Annotated in this window: 12 protein-coding genes; 10 read left to right on the top strand and 2 right to left on the bottom strand. The window is 50.4% G+C overall.

What is annotated here, in order from left to right:
* Window positions 1–26: 26 nt before the first annotated feature.
* From I8J30_RS34065 to I8J30_RS23340, 10 genes are all read left to right on the top strand, one after another.
* A complete protein-coding gene (locus tag I8J30_RS34065) occupies window positions 27–1,247 on the top strand; it encodes an enolase C-terminal domain-like protein (protein WP_210662265.1) in 1,221 nt (406 codons plus the stop codon).
* A 35-nt stretch (window positions 1,248–1,282) separates the two neighbouring features.
* The gene (locus tag I8J30_RS23380; RefSeq protein ID WP_210662263.1) at window positions 1,283–2,125 is read left to right on the top strand and encodes an NAD-dependent epimerase/dehydratase family protein; all 843 of its coding nucleotides are present in this window, start codon (window positions 1,283–1,285) and stop codon (window positions 2,123–2,125) included.
* 136 nt (window positions 2,126–2,261) lie between these two features.
* Window positions 2,262–4,013: a sensor histidine kinase gene (locus I8J30_RS23375; RefSeq protein ID WP_210662262.1), complete on the top strand. Its 1,752-nt coding sequence runs from the start codon at window positions 2,262–2,264 to the stop codon at window positions 4,011–4,013.
* Between the two features lie 739 nt (window positions 4,014–4,752).
* Window positions 4,753–5,856, top strand: coding sequence for a putative 2-aminoethylphosphonate ABC transporter substrate-binding protein (locus I8J30_RS23370; RefSeq protein WP_210662260.1), 1,104 nt, complete (start codon window positions 4,753–4,755; stop codon window positions 5,854–5,856).
* Window positions 5,857–5,990: 134 nt separating this feature from the next.
* Complete coding sequence (locus I8J30_RS23365) at window positions 5,991–7,040, top strand: putative 2-aminoethylphosphonate ABC transporter ATP-binding protein (protein WP_210662258.1); 1,050 nt, start codon at window positions 5,991–5,993, stop codon at window positions 7,038–7,040.
* On the top strand, window positions 7,037–8,716 hold the full coding sequence (locus I8J30_RS23360) for a putative 2-aminoethylphosphonate ABC transporter permease subunit (RefSeq protein WP_210662256.1): 1,680 nt from the start codon (window positions 7,037–7,039) through the stop codon (window positions 8,714–8,716). The genes I8J30_RS23365 and I8J30_RS23360 overlap by 4 nt, the downstream gene beginning before the upstream one ends.
* 8 nt (window positions 8,717–8,724) lie before the next feature.
* Window positions 8,725–9,534: a phosphonoacetaldehyde hydrolase gene (phnX, locus tag I8J30_RS23355; RefSeq protein ID WP_276316175.1), complete on the top strand. Its 810-nt coding sequence runs from the start codon at window positions 8,725–8,727 to the stop codon at window positions 9,532–9,534.
* Window positions 9,535–9,545: 11 nt separating this feature from the next.
* The gene (phnW, locus tag I8J30_RS23350; RefSeq protein WP_210662483.1) at window positions 9,546–10,646 is read left to right on the top strand and encodes a 2-aminoethylphosphonate--pyruvate transaminase; all 1,101 of its coding nucleotides are present in this window, start codon (window positions 9,546–9,548) and stop codon (window positions 10,644–10,646) included.
* Window positions 10,647–10,661: 15 nt separating this feature from the next.
* A complete protein-coding gene (locus tag I8J30_RS23345; RefSeq protein WP_210662253.1) occupies window positions 10,662–11,447 on the top strand; it encodes a DeoR/GlpR family DNA-binding transcription regulator in 786 nt (261 codons plus the stop codon).
* A gap of 49 nt (window positions 11,448–11,496) precedes the next feature.
* Window positions 11,497–12,234, top strand: a complete 738-nt coding sequence (locus I8J30_RS23340) for a Bax inhibitor-1/YccA family protein (protein ID WP_091212936.1) — start codon at window positions 11,497–11,499, stop codon at window positions 12,232–12,234.
* Window positions 12,235–12,759: 525 nt separating this feature from the next.
* Here I8J30_RS23340 and I8J30_RS23335 read toward each other — a convergent pair.
* Both I8J30_RS23335 and I8J30_RS23330 read right to left on the bottom strand, forming a co-directional pair.
* Window positions 12,760–14,358 carry a response regulator gene (locus tag I8J30_RS23335; protein ID WP_210662251.1) on the bottom strand — a complete coding sequence of 533 codons (1,599 nt, stop codon included), beginning with the start codon at window positions 14,356–14,358 and terminating at the stop codon, window positions 12,760–12,762.
* Entirely contained in the window at window positions 14,336–16,177 is a 1,842-nt protein-coding gene (locus I8J30_RS23330; protein WP_240548330.1) for a cache domain-containing sensor histidine kinase, read from the bottom strand. The genes I8J30_RS23335 and I8J30_RS23330 overlap by 23 nt, the downstream gene beginning before the upstream one ends.
* Between the last annotated feature and the right edge of the window lie 154 nt (window positions 16,178–16,331).

Below are 16,331 nucleotides of genomic sequence, written 5' to 3'. Positions count from 1 at the left end.
AGGTCCAAGAATCGGAGGAGCAAACAGTGGCAAAGATCACAGGTGTGAAATGTATCCGAACGCGGCATGACGGCAGTTGGACTATCGTAAAAGTAACGACAGATCAAGACGGATTGTATGGAATCGGCTCGGCGACGGATATGTTTAATCCGGAAGCCGTCGTTCAGGTCGTGGAGCAGTTGTTTGCTCCGCTGCTGATCGGCAGAGAGGCAGGCCAGATCGAGGACATTTGGCAAATGATGCATACGAGCGGGTATTGGCGGCATGGTTCCATCACCCAAACCGCCATCGGCGGCATCGATATGGCCCTCTGGGACATTAAAGGCAAAGAGGCCAATTTGCCGGTATATCAGCTGCTCGGAGGCGCCTGCAGATCGGCTGTCCCATGCTATGGTCATGCGGATGGACGCGATCAAGAGGAGCTGACCGAAGCGGTTCACCGCTATATCGAGGAAGGCTACACGGTCATCCGTTGTCAGCTTGGCTCTTACGGCGGCGGCGGTTTCGTGCCGGCAGTCAAAGCGAACGTGCCTGTTCCAAGCTGGTCTGCCAATGTGTTCAATGAAGCGATCTATATGAACGCGATTCCGGCAATGTTCGAGAAGCTGCGCGTTACGTTTGGCAACGATATTCAGTTTACGCATGACGTTCATTCCCATCTGCAGCCGATTGCTGCCGTACAGCTGGCGAAACGGCTGGATCCTTATCAATTGTTCTTCTTAGAGGATATATTGCCGCCGGAGCAGATCGGCTGGTTCCGCCAATTGCGGCAGCAATCTTCAACCCCGCAAGCGGTTGGCGAGCTGTTCACCAGTCCGCATGAATGGACCGACCTCATTACGGAGCGGCTCATCGACTTCATCCGCGTGCGCGTGTCCAAAGGCGGCGGCATCAGCGCCTGCCGCAAGCTAGCCGCACTCGGCGAAACCTTCGGCGTTCGGACGGCATGGCAGGAGGGCGGGGAGAACGACCCTGTCAACCAAGCGGCAGCCGTTCATCTGGACCGCGCCGTCTGGAATTTCGGCATTCAAGAAATCAATCATTTCAGAGAAGCGGAATGCGAGGCATTCCCGGGTCATGTTGAACGCAGAGGGGGCTATCTCTATTTATCGGAGAAGCCGGGCTTAGGGATCGACATTGATGAGGAGAAAGCGGCACTGCTTGTGGATGATGGATGGAGCCGGTCAGCCTATCATATTCCGTACAAACTTGACCGCAGACCGGATGGAACGCTTGTCCGTCCATAAACGGTGAGCGCAATCAAGCTAGGAGGGCGAATGCGTTGAAAACAATAGCCGTAACAGGAGCAAGCGGAAAGCTGGGCGTATGGGTCGTGAATGAGCTGCTGGCCCAAGGCTATTCCGTCATTGCTTTGGATAATAAGAAGTCGGATAAACTGCGCTGCAGGCAGATCACCGTAGATCTGTCCAACCTCGGGCAAGTGATTGGCGGGATCAACGGAGCTGAGGCTATCGTGCATTTGGCGGCGATCCCGTCACCGGGCCAATTTTCGAACGAGTTTACGTTCTCGAACAACGTCCTATCGACTTACAATGTGTTTGAAGCGGCTTCGGTGCTGGGGATTCAGAAGGTCGTATTTGGCTCGAGTGAATCCTCGTATGGCTTCTGCTGGGCGCCGAAGAAATTTGATCCTCATTATGTACCTGTCGATGAGGCGCATCCGCAGCTGCCGCAGGAATGCTATGGTCTATCCAAGGTCGTCAATGAACAGACAGGCGAAACGTTCAACCGCCGTACCGGCATGCAGGTGGCTGCAATGCGTTATTCGCTGATCGCCACACCGGATGAGCTCAAGTCGTTCACGGCTCGCATCGATCAGCCGCTTAATTACAAACATATTTTATGGAGCTATGTCGATATTAGAGACGCCGTTTCGGCTACGATAGCTGCCTTGAAGACGGATGGCTACGGAGCGGTTTCCCTCAATATTACGAGCAGCGATACGCTGAGCGACTGGGATACGGAGCGGCTGCTGAACGAATTCTATCCGGAGGTACGAGACCGCAGAAGAAGCTTTGAAGGCCGAGAAGCGCTGGTCAGCAATGAGGCGGCCTGCCGGCTGTTAAACTGGAAACCTATCTATTCATGGAAGGATTCGCAATAAGTATAGGTCGGGAGCCCCTCTGAGTAGTGGGGCTCTTTGTTTTAAACTAGGAAATCTGTACATAGACAGCTTACATGGGATGGAACTATACTACTAAGAGAGTTCCAATTTGTCCCTGAAAGAAAGTGTGAGTTTCATGCGGATTAATCCCAGAATCATCTATATTATTTTCGGTATTGCCATATTATTGGTTACTATTAACAACGCTTCATATTATTGGTATACGAAGACCTTATTAAAAGATGACTTGTCCGCGCGTATGGCCTCAACAGCCCTTCAAATCCGAACCTCCATTGAGCAATCCAAAGAAGGCTCTTTCTACACAGAGGATCTAATCGGCGAGAAATTGCGCACGGCCGCAATGTTCATCCATGGACAGCTTAGTCCAGATCTGAACCAGATCACGAACGATCAGCTTCGTGCGCTTGCGAAGCAGGCAGGCGTTGCCGGTATCTCGCTCATGCAGCGCGTTGCAGGCAGTGACGACATCGCAGTGCGCAAATCCTCGGAGCCCAACGAGCTTAAGATTACGAGCACGAAGCCGTTCGGCTATTGGTTTACGGCGTACGATCAGCTGCTAACGAACCACAATGTGACGATCCCCGAAGGCCAAAGCTTAGCTAACTTCTGGTCCGGCATCGCTGAGGTTCCGGCCTCCGGTGCAAGCGAGGTCAGTAAATTCGGCTTCTATAATGACGGATCGACAGATTATATTATTGCGGTATTTGTGAATGCCGATCAGGTTCTGAAATATCAGGAGATCGTCGGCAGCGATACCATTGTGAAGAAGACCATTGCGGTGAATCCGGATATTATCGAAATCGCGGGCTTAAACGGCATTACGTTTGGCAAGCCTCCGAAAATGTATACGGATAACAATGGAGCATCGTTTATGTCCATCTATGATCGACCTGTTCTGTTTGGCAGCTACGAAATCAAACACGCGGATGACATAGACAGCTTTACGGAGGCCGTTCAAACGAACAAGCCGGTGAGCAGTCTGGGGAAGTGGAAAGGGAAGACCGTTCTCAAAACCTTCGTCTATATCGGAGCCAAAACGCGAGTAGCCGAAGTACAAAGAGATATTCCTTACGTGATTGCGATCGTTTCCGATTATAGCTCTGTTGAGCGAACGTTGAATATGCAGCTGGTACGGCTTGCGCTGCTCGTCGTGCTGTTTACGATTTTCAGCATTTTATGCATGTATCTCGTATTCCGGTTTATGGGCAAAAGCAAGGAAAATGCCGTGCGCTCCACGCAAGAGCTGTATATTCAGAATATGGATGTGATGTTTACGGAGATTCGCAGCCAGCGGCATGATTTTCTGAATCATGTTCAAACGATGTATGCTCTTCTGTCCAGAGGGAAGAAGGAAGAACAGCTGCGATACATGGAAGAGCTGATTGAAGAAATCAATGAAGTGAACGATATTATTCGCATCGGCCATCCTGCCGTTGCCGCGCTGATTCAGGCGAAGCTGGCGCAGGCGATGAGAACGAAGATCTTGTTCGACCATCATTTTACGGGACTCGAAGGGTTATCGCTTGGCGTGAAATCGGTGGATATCGTGAAAATCATCGGTAATCTCATCGACAATGCTTTCGATGAAGTAAGCGGACTGGCCCCGGAGCTGCGTCACGTCATCGTGAAAGGCTGGTCGGAAACGGGCATGCTGTATGTCTCCGTTGCTAATCTGGTGCAGGATGATTTCGACCCCGCGCGCGTCAATCAGATGTTCGGGACGGGCTTCAGCACGAAAGTCGGCGGGGAGCACAGCGGGCTTGGCCTGGCTGTAGTGAAAGAACGTATCGAGTTTTACAAAGGCACGATCGATGTGAAAATGGTAGACGGATATATCCACTTCCAGCTTGGCATTCCCATGCTTTAAAGTTGGATCCAACAATGAAGAACCTCTTGCGCTTCAGCATAGCGCGGGAGGTTCTTTTTGTTATTGGCAGGCCTCGAGCGGCTCCCCGTGCGCGGCCAGTTCGCATGACGGCGGTCAGCCTTTACCGTTTTTCACCGTAGCCCAGTGGAGATCGTGGAATGCGCTAACGAATCGTACAGGCCTTATTTGCGCCAAAATGGCACCAGAAAAATTCTAACGAATCTTAGAAGCCTTATTTTGGAGTTTTTATGTGAATTGGAACCGGATTTCCCAATATAAGACCTGTACGATTCGTTAGAATTTCGGAACATGTTGAAGTTGGGGCGTGGAAAGCGGAGGGTAGAAAGTGAAATGTTGAGTGCGTGGAATGTGGCTGCGGAATGGGATTCGAGTTACCGGATGTGTGAATATTAGGCCGACTGTGTGGATGGAGGAATGGGTGGGAGCGTGGAATGCTGAATGCGAGGAATGTGGGCTACGGAACAGGTTAAGTAACCGGATGTGTGAATGTTGGAGGCCAACTGGTTGGAAGGTGAAATGTTGAATGTATGACAGGTGCCCATCGGTACGATGCCTCGATAATTTTGTCCACCTTCGAAACACAACCAAAAACAACGAATATATAAACAAAAACAATTTCTTAACTTGCATTTAATATTGAAATTACAATTGGTCCCTATATTTAGAGTATCGAAGCTTGGCCAAGCCGAGCTGAATAAATAGGGAGTGAAAACGAATCATGAATAGGTTTATCGCACTTATCGTTCTAACATTGATGACAATCTCCATTATGGCAGCTTGCGGACAAGCCAAACCGGAAGCAAATACAGAACAAGCATCAGCTGGGGCGAATGCGGGGGCCAACGGCGGAGCAGATACAGAGAGCAAGGATTTGACGATCTACACGGCGCTTGAAGATGATCAAATTAACGCGTACCTGGTGACGTTCAAAGAAAAGTACCCGGATACTAAATTGAACATCGTCCGTGATTCAACGGGCGTTATCACAGCGAAGCTGCTGGCAGAGAAAGACAATCCGCAAGCTGACGTCGTTTGGGGCGTTGCGGCAACGAGCTTGCTCGTGCTTGACCAGAATGAAATGCTCGAAGGCTACTCGCCGGCAGGTGTGGAGCGCATCCAACCGGATTTCAAAGACAAGAATGAACCTGCTCATTGGGTCGGCATCGACGCTTGGGAAACCGCTTTTGTCGTGAACAAACCCGAGCTTGAGAAGAAGAACCTGCCTATTCCGCAATCCTACGAGGATTTGATCAAACCCGAATACAAAGGTCTTATCACGATGCCAAACCCCTCTTCTTCGGGAACGGGATTCCTGACTGTATCCGGACTCGTTCAACTGAAAGGTCAAGACGGTGCATGGTCGTACATGGATAAACTGAACGACAACATTGCGATGTATGTGCATTCCGGCTCCAAGCCCGCGAAGATGGCAGGAACAGGAGAGTATCCAATCGGCATCTCCTTCGGCTACCGCGGTATCGAAGAACAGAAGAACGGTTCCCCGGTTGAGGTTGTGTTCCCGAAAGAAGGTTCAGGCTGGGATGTGGAAGCGAATGCACTGATGAAGAAAGCAACGATTAAGCAAACGGCAAAGGATTTTCTGGATTGGGCCATTACCGACGATGCGATGAAGGAATACAACAAGAACTACGCAATCCTTGCGACGAAAGCCGATACAACGGTTATTCCCGAAGGTTATTCGCAGGATCCGGTGCAGCAGCTGATTAAGAATGACTTCTATGAAGCGGCAAAAAACAGAGAAGCCATCTTAGCGGAGTGGGATAAACGCTATAACGCGAAGAGCGAGCCCAAAACAGAATAAATGCTGATCGACACGCTACCGGTAGTCAAAAAGGAAAAAGCTGCGCGGGTAAGCTGCCGAGCAGCTTTTACTTTAACCATGAGCCGGCAAGCGACCGTACGCTACAGATAGAAGTCAATTAAAGGGAGGCTCTTATGTCACAAGCTTACCTGTCACTGCGACATATTCATAAACATTTCGGCTCATTTACCGCACTCAAGGATATCAATCTCACCATTCAAAAAGGTGAATTCATATGTTTGTTAGGTCCAAGCGGATGCGGCAAAACAACCTTATTGCGCATTATCGCCGGTCTCGAAAGTCCCACTGAAGGAAGTGTTCTGGTAGGGGGCAAAGAGATCACGAAGCTTCCTCCGGCAAAACGCAATTTCGGAATGGTTTTTCAATCGTACGCGCTGTTTCCGAATTTGACGGCCTATCAGAACGTGGCCTACGGCTTGCATGGAAAGAAGTTCTCCAGAAAAGAAATCGACGAGAAAGTCAGACATGTGCTGGAGCTCGTAGACCTGGCCCATATGGGTGATCGTTTCCCGGCGCAGCTCTCAGGCGGACAACAGCAGCGAATCGCGCTTGCTCGGGCGATTGTATTGTCTCCCGACTTTCTGCTTCTGGACGAACCGTTATCCGCGCTTGATGCCAAGGTTCGTGAGAAGCTGAGAGAGCAAATCTGCGAGCTGCAAGAGAAGCTTGGCATTACAACGGTCATGGTTACCCATGATCAAGAAGAAGCGTTAACGATGGCAGACCGCATCGTAGTCATGAACAATGCCGAAATCAAGCAGGTCGGAACGCCGCAAGAGGTTTATCATGTGCCGGCCTCCCCGTTTGTAGCTGATTTTATCGGCGCGATCAATTTCATGAATCCCGGCCAAGACGCACCTGTGCAAGGCGGAATGGCAATTCGCCCCGAGCATGTTCATATTCACGCGATGCCGGTAGCTAACGGGATTCCGGCCATTGTGCGACAGATTGAATTCCGCGGTTCCTTCTATCGTCTGACTGTTCAGGTTGAGCAGCAGGAAGTCGCATTTCCGAAGGGCACCATTGCTGCTCAAACGATGATTGTGGACATATCGTCCCAAGCCGCCGCTCGCATGCAGTTAACTCGAAATGCGAACGTATCCCTTGAATTGCCCGCGAACAAGTGCATCCACTTTCAGCCTGAAAAGTTGGTGCTCGGATGAGAGACCGTGAGCAATGGATACGCCGCGTCATGATCGTGAGCGTCGTATTCATCTTAATGGTGATCGTATTATTCCCACTATGTACCCTGTTCAGCAAAGCTTTTCTGAATCGGGATGGTCAATTTAACGGACTGGCTAATTTCATTCATTATTTCACGACACCGGCCTTGTCCCAATCCTTAACGAATACGATCTATATCTCTGTTGTTTCTACGATAATCGCAGGTACGCTTGCTTTTTTCTATGCCTTTGGCATATCGAGAACAGGCGTGTGGGGCAAAGGGTTCTTTAAATACGCGGCTTTGCTGCCGTTATTTGAACCCACCATCATGCATGGTATCGCTTTGACGTATTTGTTTGGGAATCAAGGGTTTATTACGACCGGGTTTTTCGGTCATATCCCGGGAATCAACATCCATTTGTACGGCCCGGTTGGCATCATCATCTCGGAAGTCATCTACATTTTCCCGCAAGCCTACATGATTTTCCTGACGGCCCTTTCGATGACCGACTTCCGTCTCTATGAAGCCGCAGAGTCGATGGGGGCCGGCAAGCTGAGAAGGTTCTTCACGGTGACAGTGCCTTCGGTCAAATATGGCTTAATCAGCGCCGTGTTTGTATGTTTTACCGCATCGTTTACCGATTTCGGAGCACCTCAGGCGGTTGGCGGCTCGTTTAATGTGCTGGCGACCGACATCTACAAGCAGGTTATCGGCCAGCAAAATATGTCCATGGGAGCGGCAGTCGGCATCCTGCTTACCGTACCGGCCGTAATCGCGTTCGTTGTGAACCGATATGTCGACCGTAAGCAGCGTTCCATGCTGTCAGCCAAATCCACACCTTACCGCGTGGAGAGGAAACTAACGCGCGATATCCTGTTCACCGTATTCAGCACGGTCGTGGCATTAGGCATTCTTATTCCGCTCGTGACGATGGTGTATGCTTCCTGCGTCAAAGTATGGCCTTACGATCTGAGCTTCGGCTTGAAGCATTACGACTTTACTAGAGTCGCCGCCGGCGGACTTGGACCGTATGTGAACAGCTTGAAAGCCGCTTTCTTCACCGCTGTAATCGGTACGATCGTCACTTTCGTGTTTGCTTATTTTATCGAGAAGTCCAAAGAATTGAAGCTATTGCGCGAAGCCGGATATTTCCTCTCCATCCTGCCTGTTGCGTTGCCCGGGATGGTCGTAGGTCTCGCTTATATCTTCTTCTTTAATAATCCGGGCAACCCGCTTGGCGGAATTTACGGCACCCTGGCGATTATTGTTCTCGCGAATATCGTTCACTTCTATTCCGTGCCGTTCATTACGGCGACAGCTTCACTGAAGAAGCTGGATAAAGAGTTCGAGCTTGTCTCGGAATCGATGCGTGTTCCGTTCTATCGCACCTTCCTGCGCGTAACGGTCCCGTTGTCGTTGCCGGTCATTCTGGAGAATGCGATCTACTATTTCGTTAATGCCATGGTTACCGTATCTGCCGTGATTTTTCTGCGCTCTGCCGATACGAACTTGGCTTCCGTTTCCATCGTTAATATGGATGATGCCGGCGACGTCGCGGCTGCAGCTGCCATGTCCACCTTGATAGTCCTCACGAATATAGTCGTCCGGTCACTCTATGAGCTGGCGGTAAAACGCATAAGAAGGCAGTCCGAAGCATGGCAGGTTCACAAATAAAGGAGGCAATGAGGACAATGAGCATTAAAGGAGTTATTTTGGATTGGGCAGGTACTGCGGTTGATTACGGATGTTTCGCACCGGTAGCGGTGTTTATAGAGGTATTCGCCAATAAAGGCATCGACATTACATGGGAAGAAGCACGCAAGCCAATGGGGATGCTGAAAATCGATCATTTGCGAACATTATGCGAGATGGAGCGTATTGCCGGGCTGTGGGAGGACAAATACGGCAGAACCCCGAATGATGTCGATGTGAATGAGATGTATGCCGATTTCGAACGCCTTCTGTTCTCCATTCTGGCTAACTATGCAGAACCTATCCGAGGCGTCATTGCGCTGATGGAGCGGCTGCGTGAGCAAGGGATCAAGATCGGTTCCACGACCGGCTATACCTTCGAAATGATGAAAGTCGTTTCGGCAGAAGCGAAGAAGAGAGGGTATGCGCCGGATTGTCTCGTTACTCCGGATGATGTGCCGGCTGGGCGTCCATATCCGTGGATGATCTATGAAAATGCCATTCGTCTTGGCCTTTATCCGATGAAGCACATGGCCAAAGCAGGGGATACGATCAGCGATATTCAAGAAGGCGTAAATGCAGGCGTTTGGACCGTGGGCATTCTGAAAGGCAGCAGTGAGCTCGGCCTGACGGAAGCGGAAGTGGCGGCTTGTCCTCCGGAAGAATTAAAGGAGAAGCTGCAAGCTGTCGAGCTCAAGTATCGCGCAGCCGGCGCACACTATGTCATCGACTCTATTGGCGAGCTGGACACCGTTATTGCGGAGATCAATGCTCGATTGGCGCAGGGGGACAAACCATGACCTACGCAAACATTCCCGAGAACCCGTATTTACTCCTAACACCAGGTCCGCTCAGCACGACAAAACGAGTCAAGGCGGCCATGCTGCGGGACTGGTGTACGTGGGACAAAGACTATAATGATCTGGTCCAAGACATTCGAGCAAAGCTGGTGCAGTTGGCAACGAAACGGCCTGATTCCTATACGAGCGTGTTACTGCAAGGAAGCGGCACGTATTGCGTGGAGTCGGTCATTGGATCTGTCATTCCGCAGGCCGGCAAGCTGGCGGTGCTGGTGAATGGCGCATACGGGCAGCGTATTGTACAAATGGCGAACCTGTTGGGGATAGAGACGGTCGTGCTTGATTTCGGCGAAACGGAGCCCGCGAATCCCCATCATCTCGATGAAGTGCTGACCGCAGACAGCTCCATCACTCATGTGGCTATGGTGCACGGCGAAACAACCACCGGCATGTTAAATCCGCTCGAAGCCATTGCGGGCACGGTGAAGCGTCACGGAAAAGTGCTGATCGTCGATGCCATGAGCACGTTTGGCGGCATCGAGCTGGATGTGCGGGAGCTCGGCATCGATTTCTTAATCAGCAGCTGCAACAAGTGCATTCAAGGGGTTCCGGGATTTGGTTTTGTCATCGCAGTCAAGGAGAAGCTTGAGCAATGTAAAGGAATTGCCCGCTCGTTATCGCTGGATTTGGTTGATCAATGGGATTCGATGGAGCGGTACAACGGCAAATGGCGGTTCACTTCCCCGACGCATGTGGTGCATGCTTTCCATGAAGCGTTGCTGGAGCTCCAGGATGAAGGCGGCGTCAAAGCGCGTCAGCTTCGGTATGAAACGAATCAGCGGATGCTCGTTCGCGGAATGGAGCGTCTTGGTTTCCAAACGCTGCTGCCTGCCCGTTACCATTCGCCTATCATTACGTCCTTCTTCTTCCCGGAATCGCCGTCGTTTACCTTCGAGCGTTTCTACAATGAGATGAAGGAAGAAGGCTTCGTGCTTTACCCTGGGAAGATCACAGCCGCAGATACGTTCCGAATCGGTAATATCGGCGATGTGCACGCTGCGGATATGGAACGGTTAATTGAAGCCGTAGCGCGGAGACGCTTCTGGCTGTAAGGAGGTTCTGTACACATGTCGTTGATCGGCGAGGAACGCAAGGACTATATCTTAAATGTACTGAACCTGGAGGGAAAAGTACGGACATTAGCTTTAGTGGATCAGTTAAAAGTATCCTCGGAGACGATTCGCCGCTACATGGAGGAGTTGGAAGAGCAGAATAAACTGAAGCGTGTGTACGGCGGCGCGGTGAAGATTAATTTAACCCGCGAAGAGCCCACGCCTCTCAAACGCGAGGTCATTCGGGCAGAAGAGAAGAAGCGGATCGGACGCGCCGCTGCTTCGCTCGTGGAAGATAACGATATTATTTTTATCGAAGACGGGTCAACGACGCTTCAGATGGTTCACTATTTGCTCAATCGTAAAAATATTACGGTGATCACCCTCTCCGCCCCAATCATGTATTTGCTTATCGATTACCAGAATAAAGGGTTCTTCTCCGGCGACATTTATTTTCTAGGCGGCAAGGTGAATTCGAAACACGCCAGAGTGAGCGGGGCATTAACGGAGCGGATGGTAGAGCATTTCTACGCGGATAAAGCCTTCATCTCGATAGACGGGATTATGATCGAGAAGGGGATTTCAAGCTTCGATGCCGAGCGCGGTCAATTGGCTAAGCAGCTGATGAGCCATGCGAAGCAAAGCATTATTTTGTCGGACCACTCCAAGTTCGGCGCCATGCAGTTCTACAAAATCGCCGATGTCAAAGACGTCGATATTATCGTCAGCGATGTGGAAGCGCCGAAGGAATGGCATGCTTATTTGAAAGATAAAGACGTAAGCTGGATTAATGCCGATTAATAGTGAGAATGCTATAATAGATGTAAATCTATGGATGAGGTGATTGATCTTGCTGGGTCGAAGCGGTAATCCCACTTTGAATGACAAGTCCTTCGAGAAATCAGGCCATTATCTTGGTGCTGATCGCATGACGATCGAAGGTACCGTGAACAAAGCTTTTATCACACTGGCAATTCTGCTTGGGGCCGCGTTCGCCACATGGTCGATGTATTTCAATGGTCAGAATGTTACGGGGTTTGCGATTGGCGGAGCAATAGGCGGGTTGATTCTGGCACTCGTGATCAGCTTCAAACCGACAACGGCGCGATATCTCGTACCGGTCTATGCCGCGCTGGAAGGTGCGTTCCTCGGGGCGCTTTCGGCCAGCTACGAAGGAAGATTTAACGGCATTACGCTGCAAGCCGCGTTAATTACGATGTGTGTGTTCATCGCTTTGCTGCTAGCCTACAAGACAAGGCTTATCAAAGCTACGGAGAACTTCAAGCTTGGCGTGTTCGCGGCGACAGCCGGCATCGCGCTGGTGTATCTGGTCAGCATCGTGCTTGGGATGTTCGGCGTGACGGTTCCGTATTTGCATGACAACAGCTTGATCGGAATAGGGATTTCGCTCGTAATCGTCATCGTAGCTGCACTTAATCTCGTGCTCGACTTCGATTTCATCGAGCAAGGGGCGCAGCGCGGAGCGCCGAAGTACATGGAATGGTACGGCGCGTTCGGCTTAATCGTGACGCTTGTCTGGCTTTATATCGAAATTCTGCGTCTGCTCTCGAAGCTTCGCAGCCGCTAACTATCGCAGGTAACAAAGAAGCATCGTTTCTTCGAGAGAAGAGACGATGCTGCCGCAGAGCGCACTTGGACCGCAGGGTCCTGGGAGAGCAGGACGTCGCCAGGCACGATGAACCGACCGTAATTATACGGTCGGTTTTTTGTTGTTATCGAGTTTAATTATTGGTGGCGTTGACGGAGAAGAAGAAGGACCCTATGTATTTGTCACCTAACGGTCAAGAATGTCCGTTAGAAGCCACAATACCGACAACAACAATGCTAACGGTCACGAATGTCCGTTATAACCGAAAACTAAGCCCTAAGCACTGAAAATTCGGCTATAACGGACAAAAATGACCGTTACAGTCAGCCTAATACAGATAAATGCCTGTAACGGACATTTATGACCGCAACGATATAACCAGGCTGCAAGCGGGAATGGGACCGAGTTCGTTATCGTTAGCTAACGGCAACAAGGCTGTTTCTGATCAAGCAAACTCGCTGCATGACCGGCAGCCATGCGGCTAATTCCGTCACAATTGCCAGTCTAGCTTCGGAATGCCGAAGGGCTGGTTCCGGTTATTTTCTTGAACACGTTGCAGAAGTAGTTCTGATCCTCGTAGCCGACAAGCTGCGAGATTCGGGCGATCTTAAGTGTTGTTGTCCGAAGCAGCTCCTTGGAACGCTCAATCCGCACCTTCGTTAAATAGTCATTGAAGCTGATGCCGACGACCGTCTTGAACCGTTTGGAGAAATAATTGGGATGAATGAAATACGACTCTCCAACCCACTGCAAGGAAAGCTCCTCCGCATAATGAACCTCAATGTATTGTTTGACGCTCTCGATAATTTCGTCGCAGGATTGATCGGTTCCCCGGTTCAGCATACCGCTGAGACGCTGCAGCTGCTGCTCGATGATCGCGATAATATCCTTCCAGCTTCTGAGATTGTCTAAGCTGGCAATTGGCGTGCCCAGATTCCAATTGGGCAAGTCGGTCGCGGTCTTGGCCGCATATTTGCGCAGCATGTGGATGATATCCGTATAGAGATATTCCACTTGCTCGTATCTGGCACCCGACGTTTCGGCGAGCGTGCGGAACAGCTGGCCCGCATAATCCAGAAACTCCTGATGCCGGCCGTCTTCGAGCATTGCGCTTAGACCGCGTTCTGCTTGAACGAATACGCGCGGGTAAGCGGATGCGGCGGAAGTTGGAGATTCAACATCCGTATATACGTTGCCGTTGCCGAAGAGCAGGCGATTCTGCAGCGCCTTGCGCGCTTCCATGCAGGAGAGACGAAGCTGCGTCATCTCTTGCTTAATGCCGCCAAGGCCGATTGAGATGACAAGGCCCAGATGCTGTTTGATCCACTCTACGGTTTGATTGAAGGTTTCGATCAGCCCTTGCAGACCAAGCTCGCCGCTCTGCGAACCCAGGAAAACAACGATCTCCTCCGAGTGATACGCGTGCTTGAATACCAGGAATTGAACGCCGGCCTCGGCTGCCAATGTATTCTCAATAATATTCTGGATAGCAAATCTCGCGAGCGGCTCTTCATTCTCTTGAAAGCGGGACGATTCGTTGCGATACACGATCTTGACGGATGCTCCGGCGAAGGAGGTGCATTGCATGAGGCTCATGGGAATACCGTCCCAGCGGGGCTCCTGCTCCGAGATCAGATGAGTCAATTGGAAGTCGAGCGGCTGCAGATTGCTCTGGCGAATCATATCGTTCAGCTCGCTCAGCTTGCTGCGATCGGCCGCTTCCTGCTGTTCTTTCCGCAGCTCCTCGCATATGCCCTCAAGCAGGGTGTTCAGCTTCTCTTTGTCGATCGGCTTGAGCAAGTAGTCTCTTACATTATAGAGGAGCGCTTCGCGCACATATTCGAACTCATCGAACCCGCTGATGATCACGAATTTCGTCCTCGGGAAATTCACCCTCGCCGAGTTGATAAACTGCAGCCCGTCCATCCCCGGCATGCGAACATCCGTCAATACGATATCCGGCTGGCAGTTCGCCAGCTGAAACATGGCTTCGAAGCCGTCTCCGGCTTCACCTGCAAGCTGTAAGCCGAGCGGCTCCCAGGCGATTTTGCGAATTAACCCTTCTCGAAGCAACGGCTCATCATCCACGATTAATACTTTCACCGGTACCGCCTCCTGCCGTTTGCTTTGGCAATACAAAATAGATCCGCGTCCCTGCCCCCGGCTTGCTGTCAATGACAACCTGAGGGTCGGTATCATAATACATCTGAATGCGTTTAAAGACATTGGCGAGTCCGATCATCGTCCGCGAGGAAACCTGGCGCGACATAATGTCGTTCGGATCGCTTAGCTTGCGATGAAACAGTTCAATAATGGCCGGCTCCATCCCGACGCCGTTATCTTCGACGATAATTTGCAGCGAATGCTCATCAAGGCTCATAAGCGAAACGCGGACAAACTTATAGCCCACCTTTTGCTCCAGTCCGTGTATGATTGCATTCTCTACCAGCGGCTGAATGAGGAATTTAGGCAGAATGTAGTCGTCGATTTGCTCGTCCGTATGGATCTCATAGTGGAATTTCTCGGGAAACCGGATTTTGTAAATCGATAGATATTGGTTCAGGTGATCCATCTCTTCCCGGATCGTAGCGATGTTCCCGCCATTGAGGTTGTATCGAAGCATCTTGCCAAGCGCCAGACAGATATAGGAGATTCGCTCATCGCCGTGAATGGAAGAAATGCTGTCGATGGTGCTGAGCGTGTTATAGAGAAAGTGCGGGTTGATTTGCGTTTGCAGCGCTTTGATTTCCGCTTCTTTCTTCAGGAGCTCCGTTTCATAGACCTTGGAAATGAGCGTGCTTATTTCGGATGTCATCTTATTAAAGCTGTGCTGGATCGTAGAGAGCTCATCAGAACCTTTAACCTCAATGAACGCTTGAAAGTCGCCCATCTCTACGAGCTTCATCTTCTTATTCAATTCCTTGAGCGGACGTGTAACGCTTGCGGCAATAATGGAACCGAGCAGCATCGCGATCAAGAAGCTGATGGCTGCAATCAGAATTAGCGTATTTCGGAACGTATCCACCTTCTGCAGGATACGGTCCAGCGGTACACTGCCGATGACAACCCAATCGCTGACGCCGAGCTTGTGATAAAAGCCGATATTGGTATTCTCATCGTCGTCTTCATATCGGAAATCCATGTATTTCTTATTCGCTTGCGCATCCTTGTAGCCCGTGTATAGAGGGGTGCCGGCAATCGATTTGCCAATCTCCTCTTCTTTGCGGGAGAACACAATCGTGCCGCCGGCATCCGCGATGTAATAGTTGCTGCCGTCGTCGCTTTGCAAGCCTAGCAAGGTTTTCTCAAGCACGCGGGGGTCCATATCGATCTTGATGTAGCCAATGGGATGCTGGGCATTCATCGTGATTCGTTTGAGCAGCTGGATGTAGCTGATCGTTTTGACAGGGGTAACGGTAGTGCTGATCGTCGTATAGGACACGCTCCAGAAGGGGAAGCCATCCTGATCGAGCGCTTTGCGATACAATATGGCTTGCTCCTGATCGAGAAGCGTCCTTACGCTGGCATTATAGTAGTAGTAGCTGCTGATTTGCTCGCCTTTGAGGTCAGTGATCGCTAAGAAGGAGATGAGTGGATTTTGTACTTTCTGGGAGGCGAGCTTGTTGCGATAATACTGCTGGATATCAAAGTTGAGAGGAGCATCCAGAAATTTCTGCAGCGACGTATCGCTGAAATAGCTGTAACCGATATTGCCGATCGTTTTGAAATGAAGGTCAAGGGTATCGACCGTTTGTTCCGTCAGCTTCTCAAGTCCTTGCAAGGTGGAGGCTTCAAGTTCGTTGCTCATAATTCTATAGTACGAATAGCCCATAATAAATGCCGTAAGGCTGATGACAATGAAGAAGGATAATATCATTTTGCTGCGGAATTGGTTATTAAGGCTTTGAAAGTAAGTCCACATCTGCTTCAAGGAATTCCCCTCCGGCACTGACAGCGCTTACCTCGTGTATTCGACAACTTCCGAACATTTCCTTTATTAGCCATTCTGAATTTACAGACAAAAGTTAATATTTTGCTAATAGGATGTTACGATATTACATAGAAAGCGCTATCAA

Source organism: Paenibacillus lignilyticus (genome assembly GCF_017942085.1).
GTDB lineage: Bacteria > Bacillota > Bacilli > Paenibacillales > Paenibacillaceae > Paenibacillus_Z > Paenibacillus_Z lignilyticus.
Note: the sequence above shows the minus strand (reverse complement) of the source record. Positions and strands in the feature narration are given on the sequence as shown.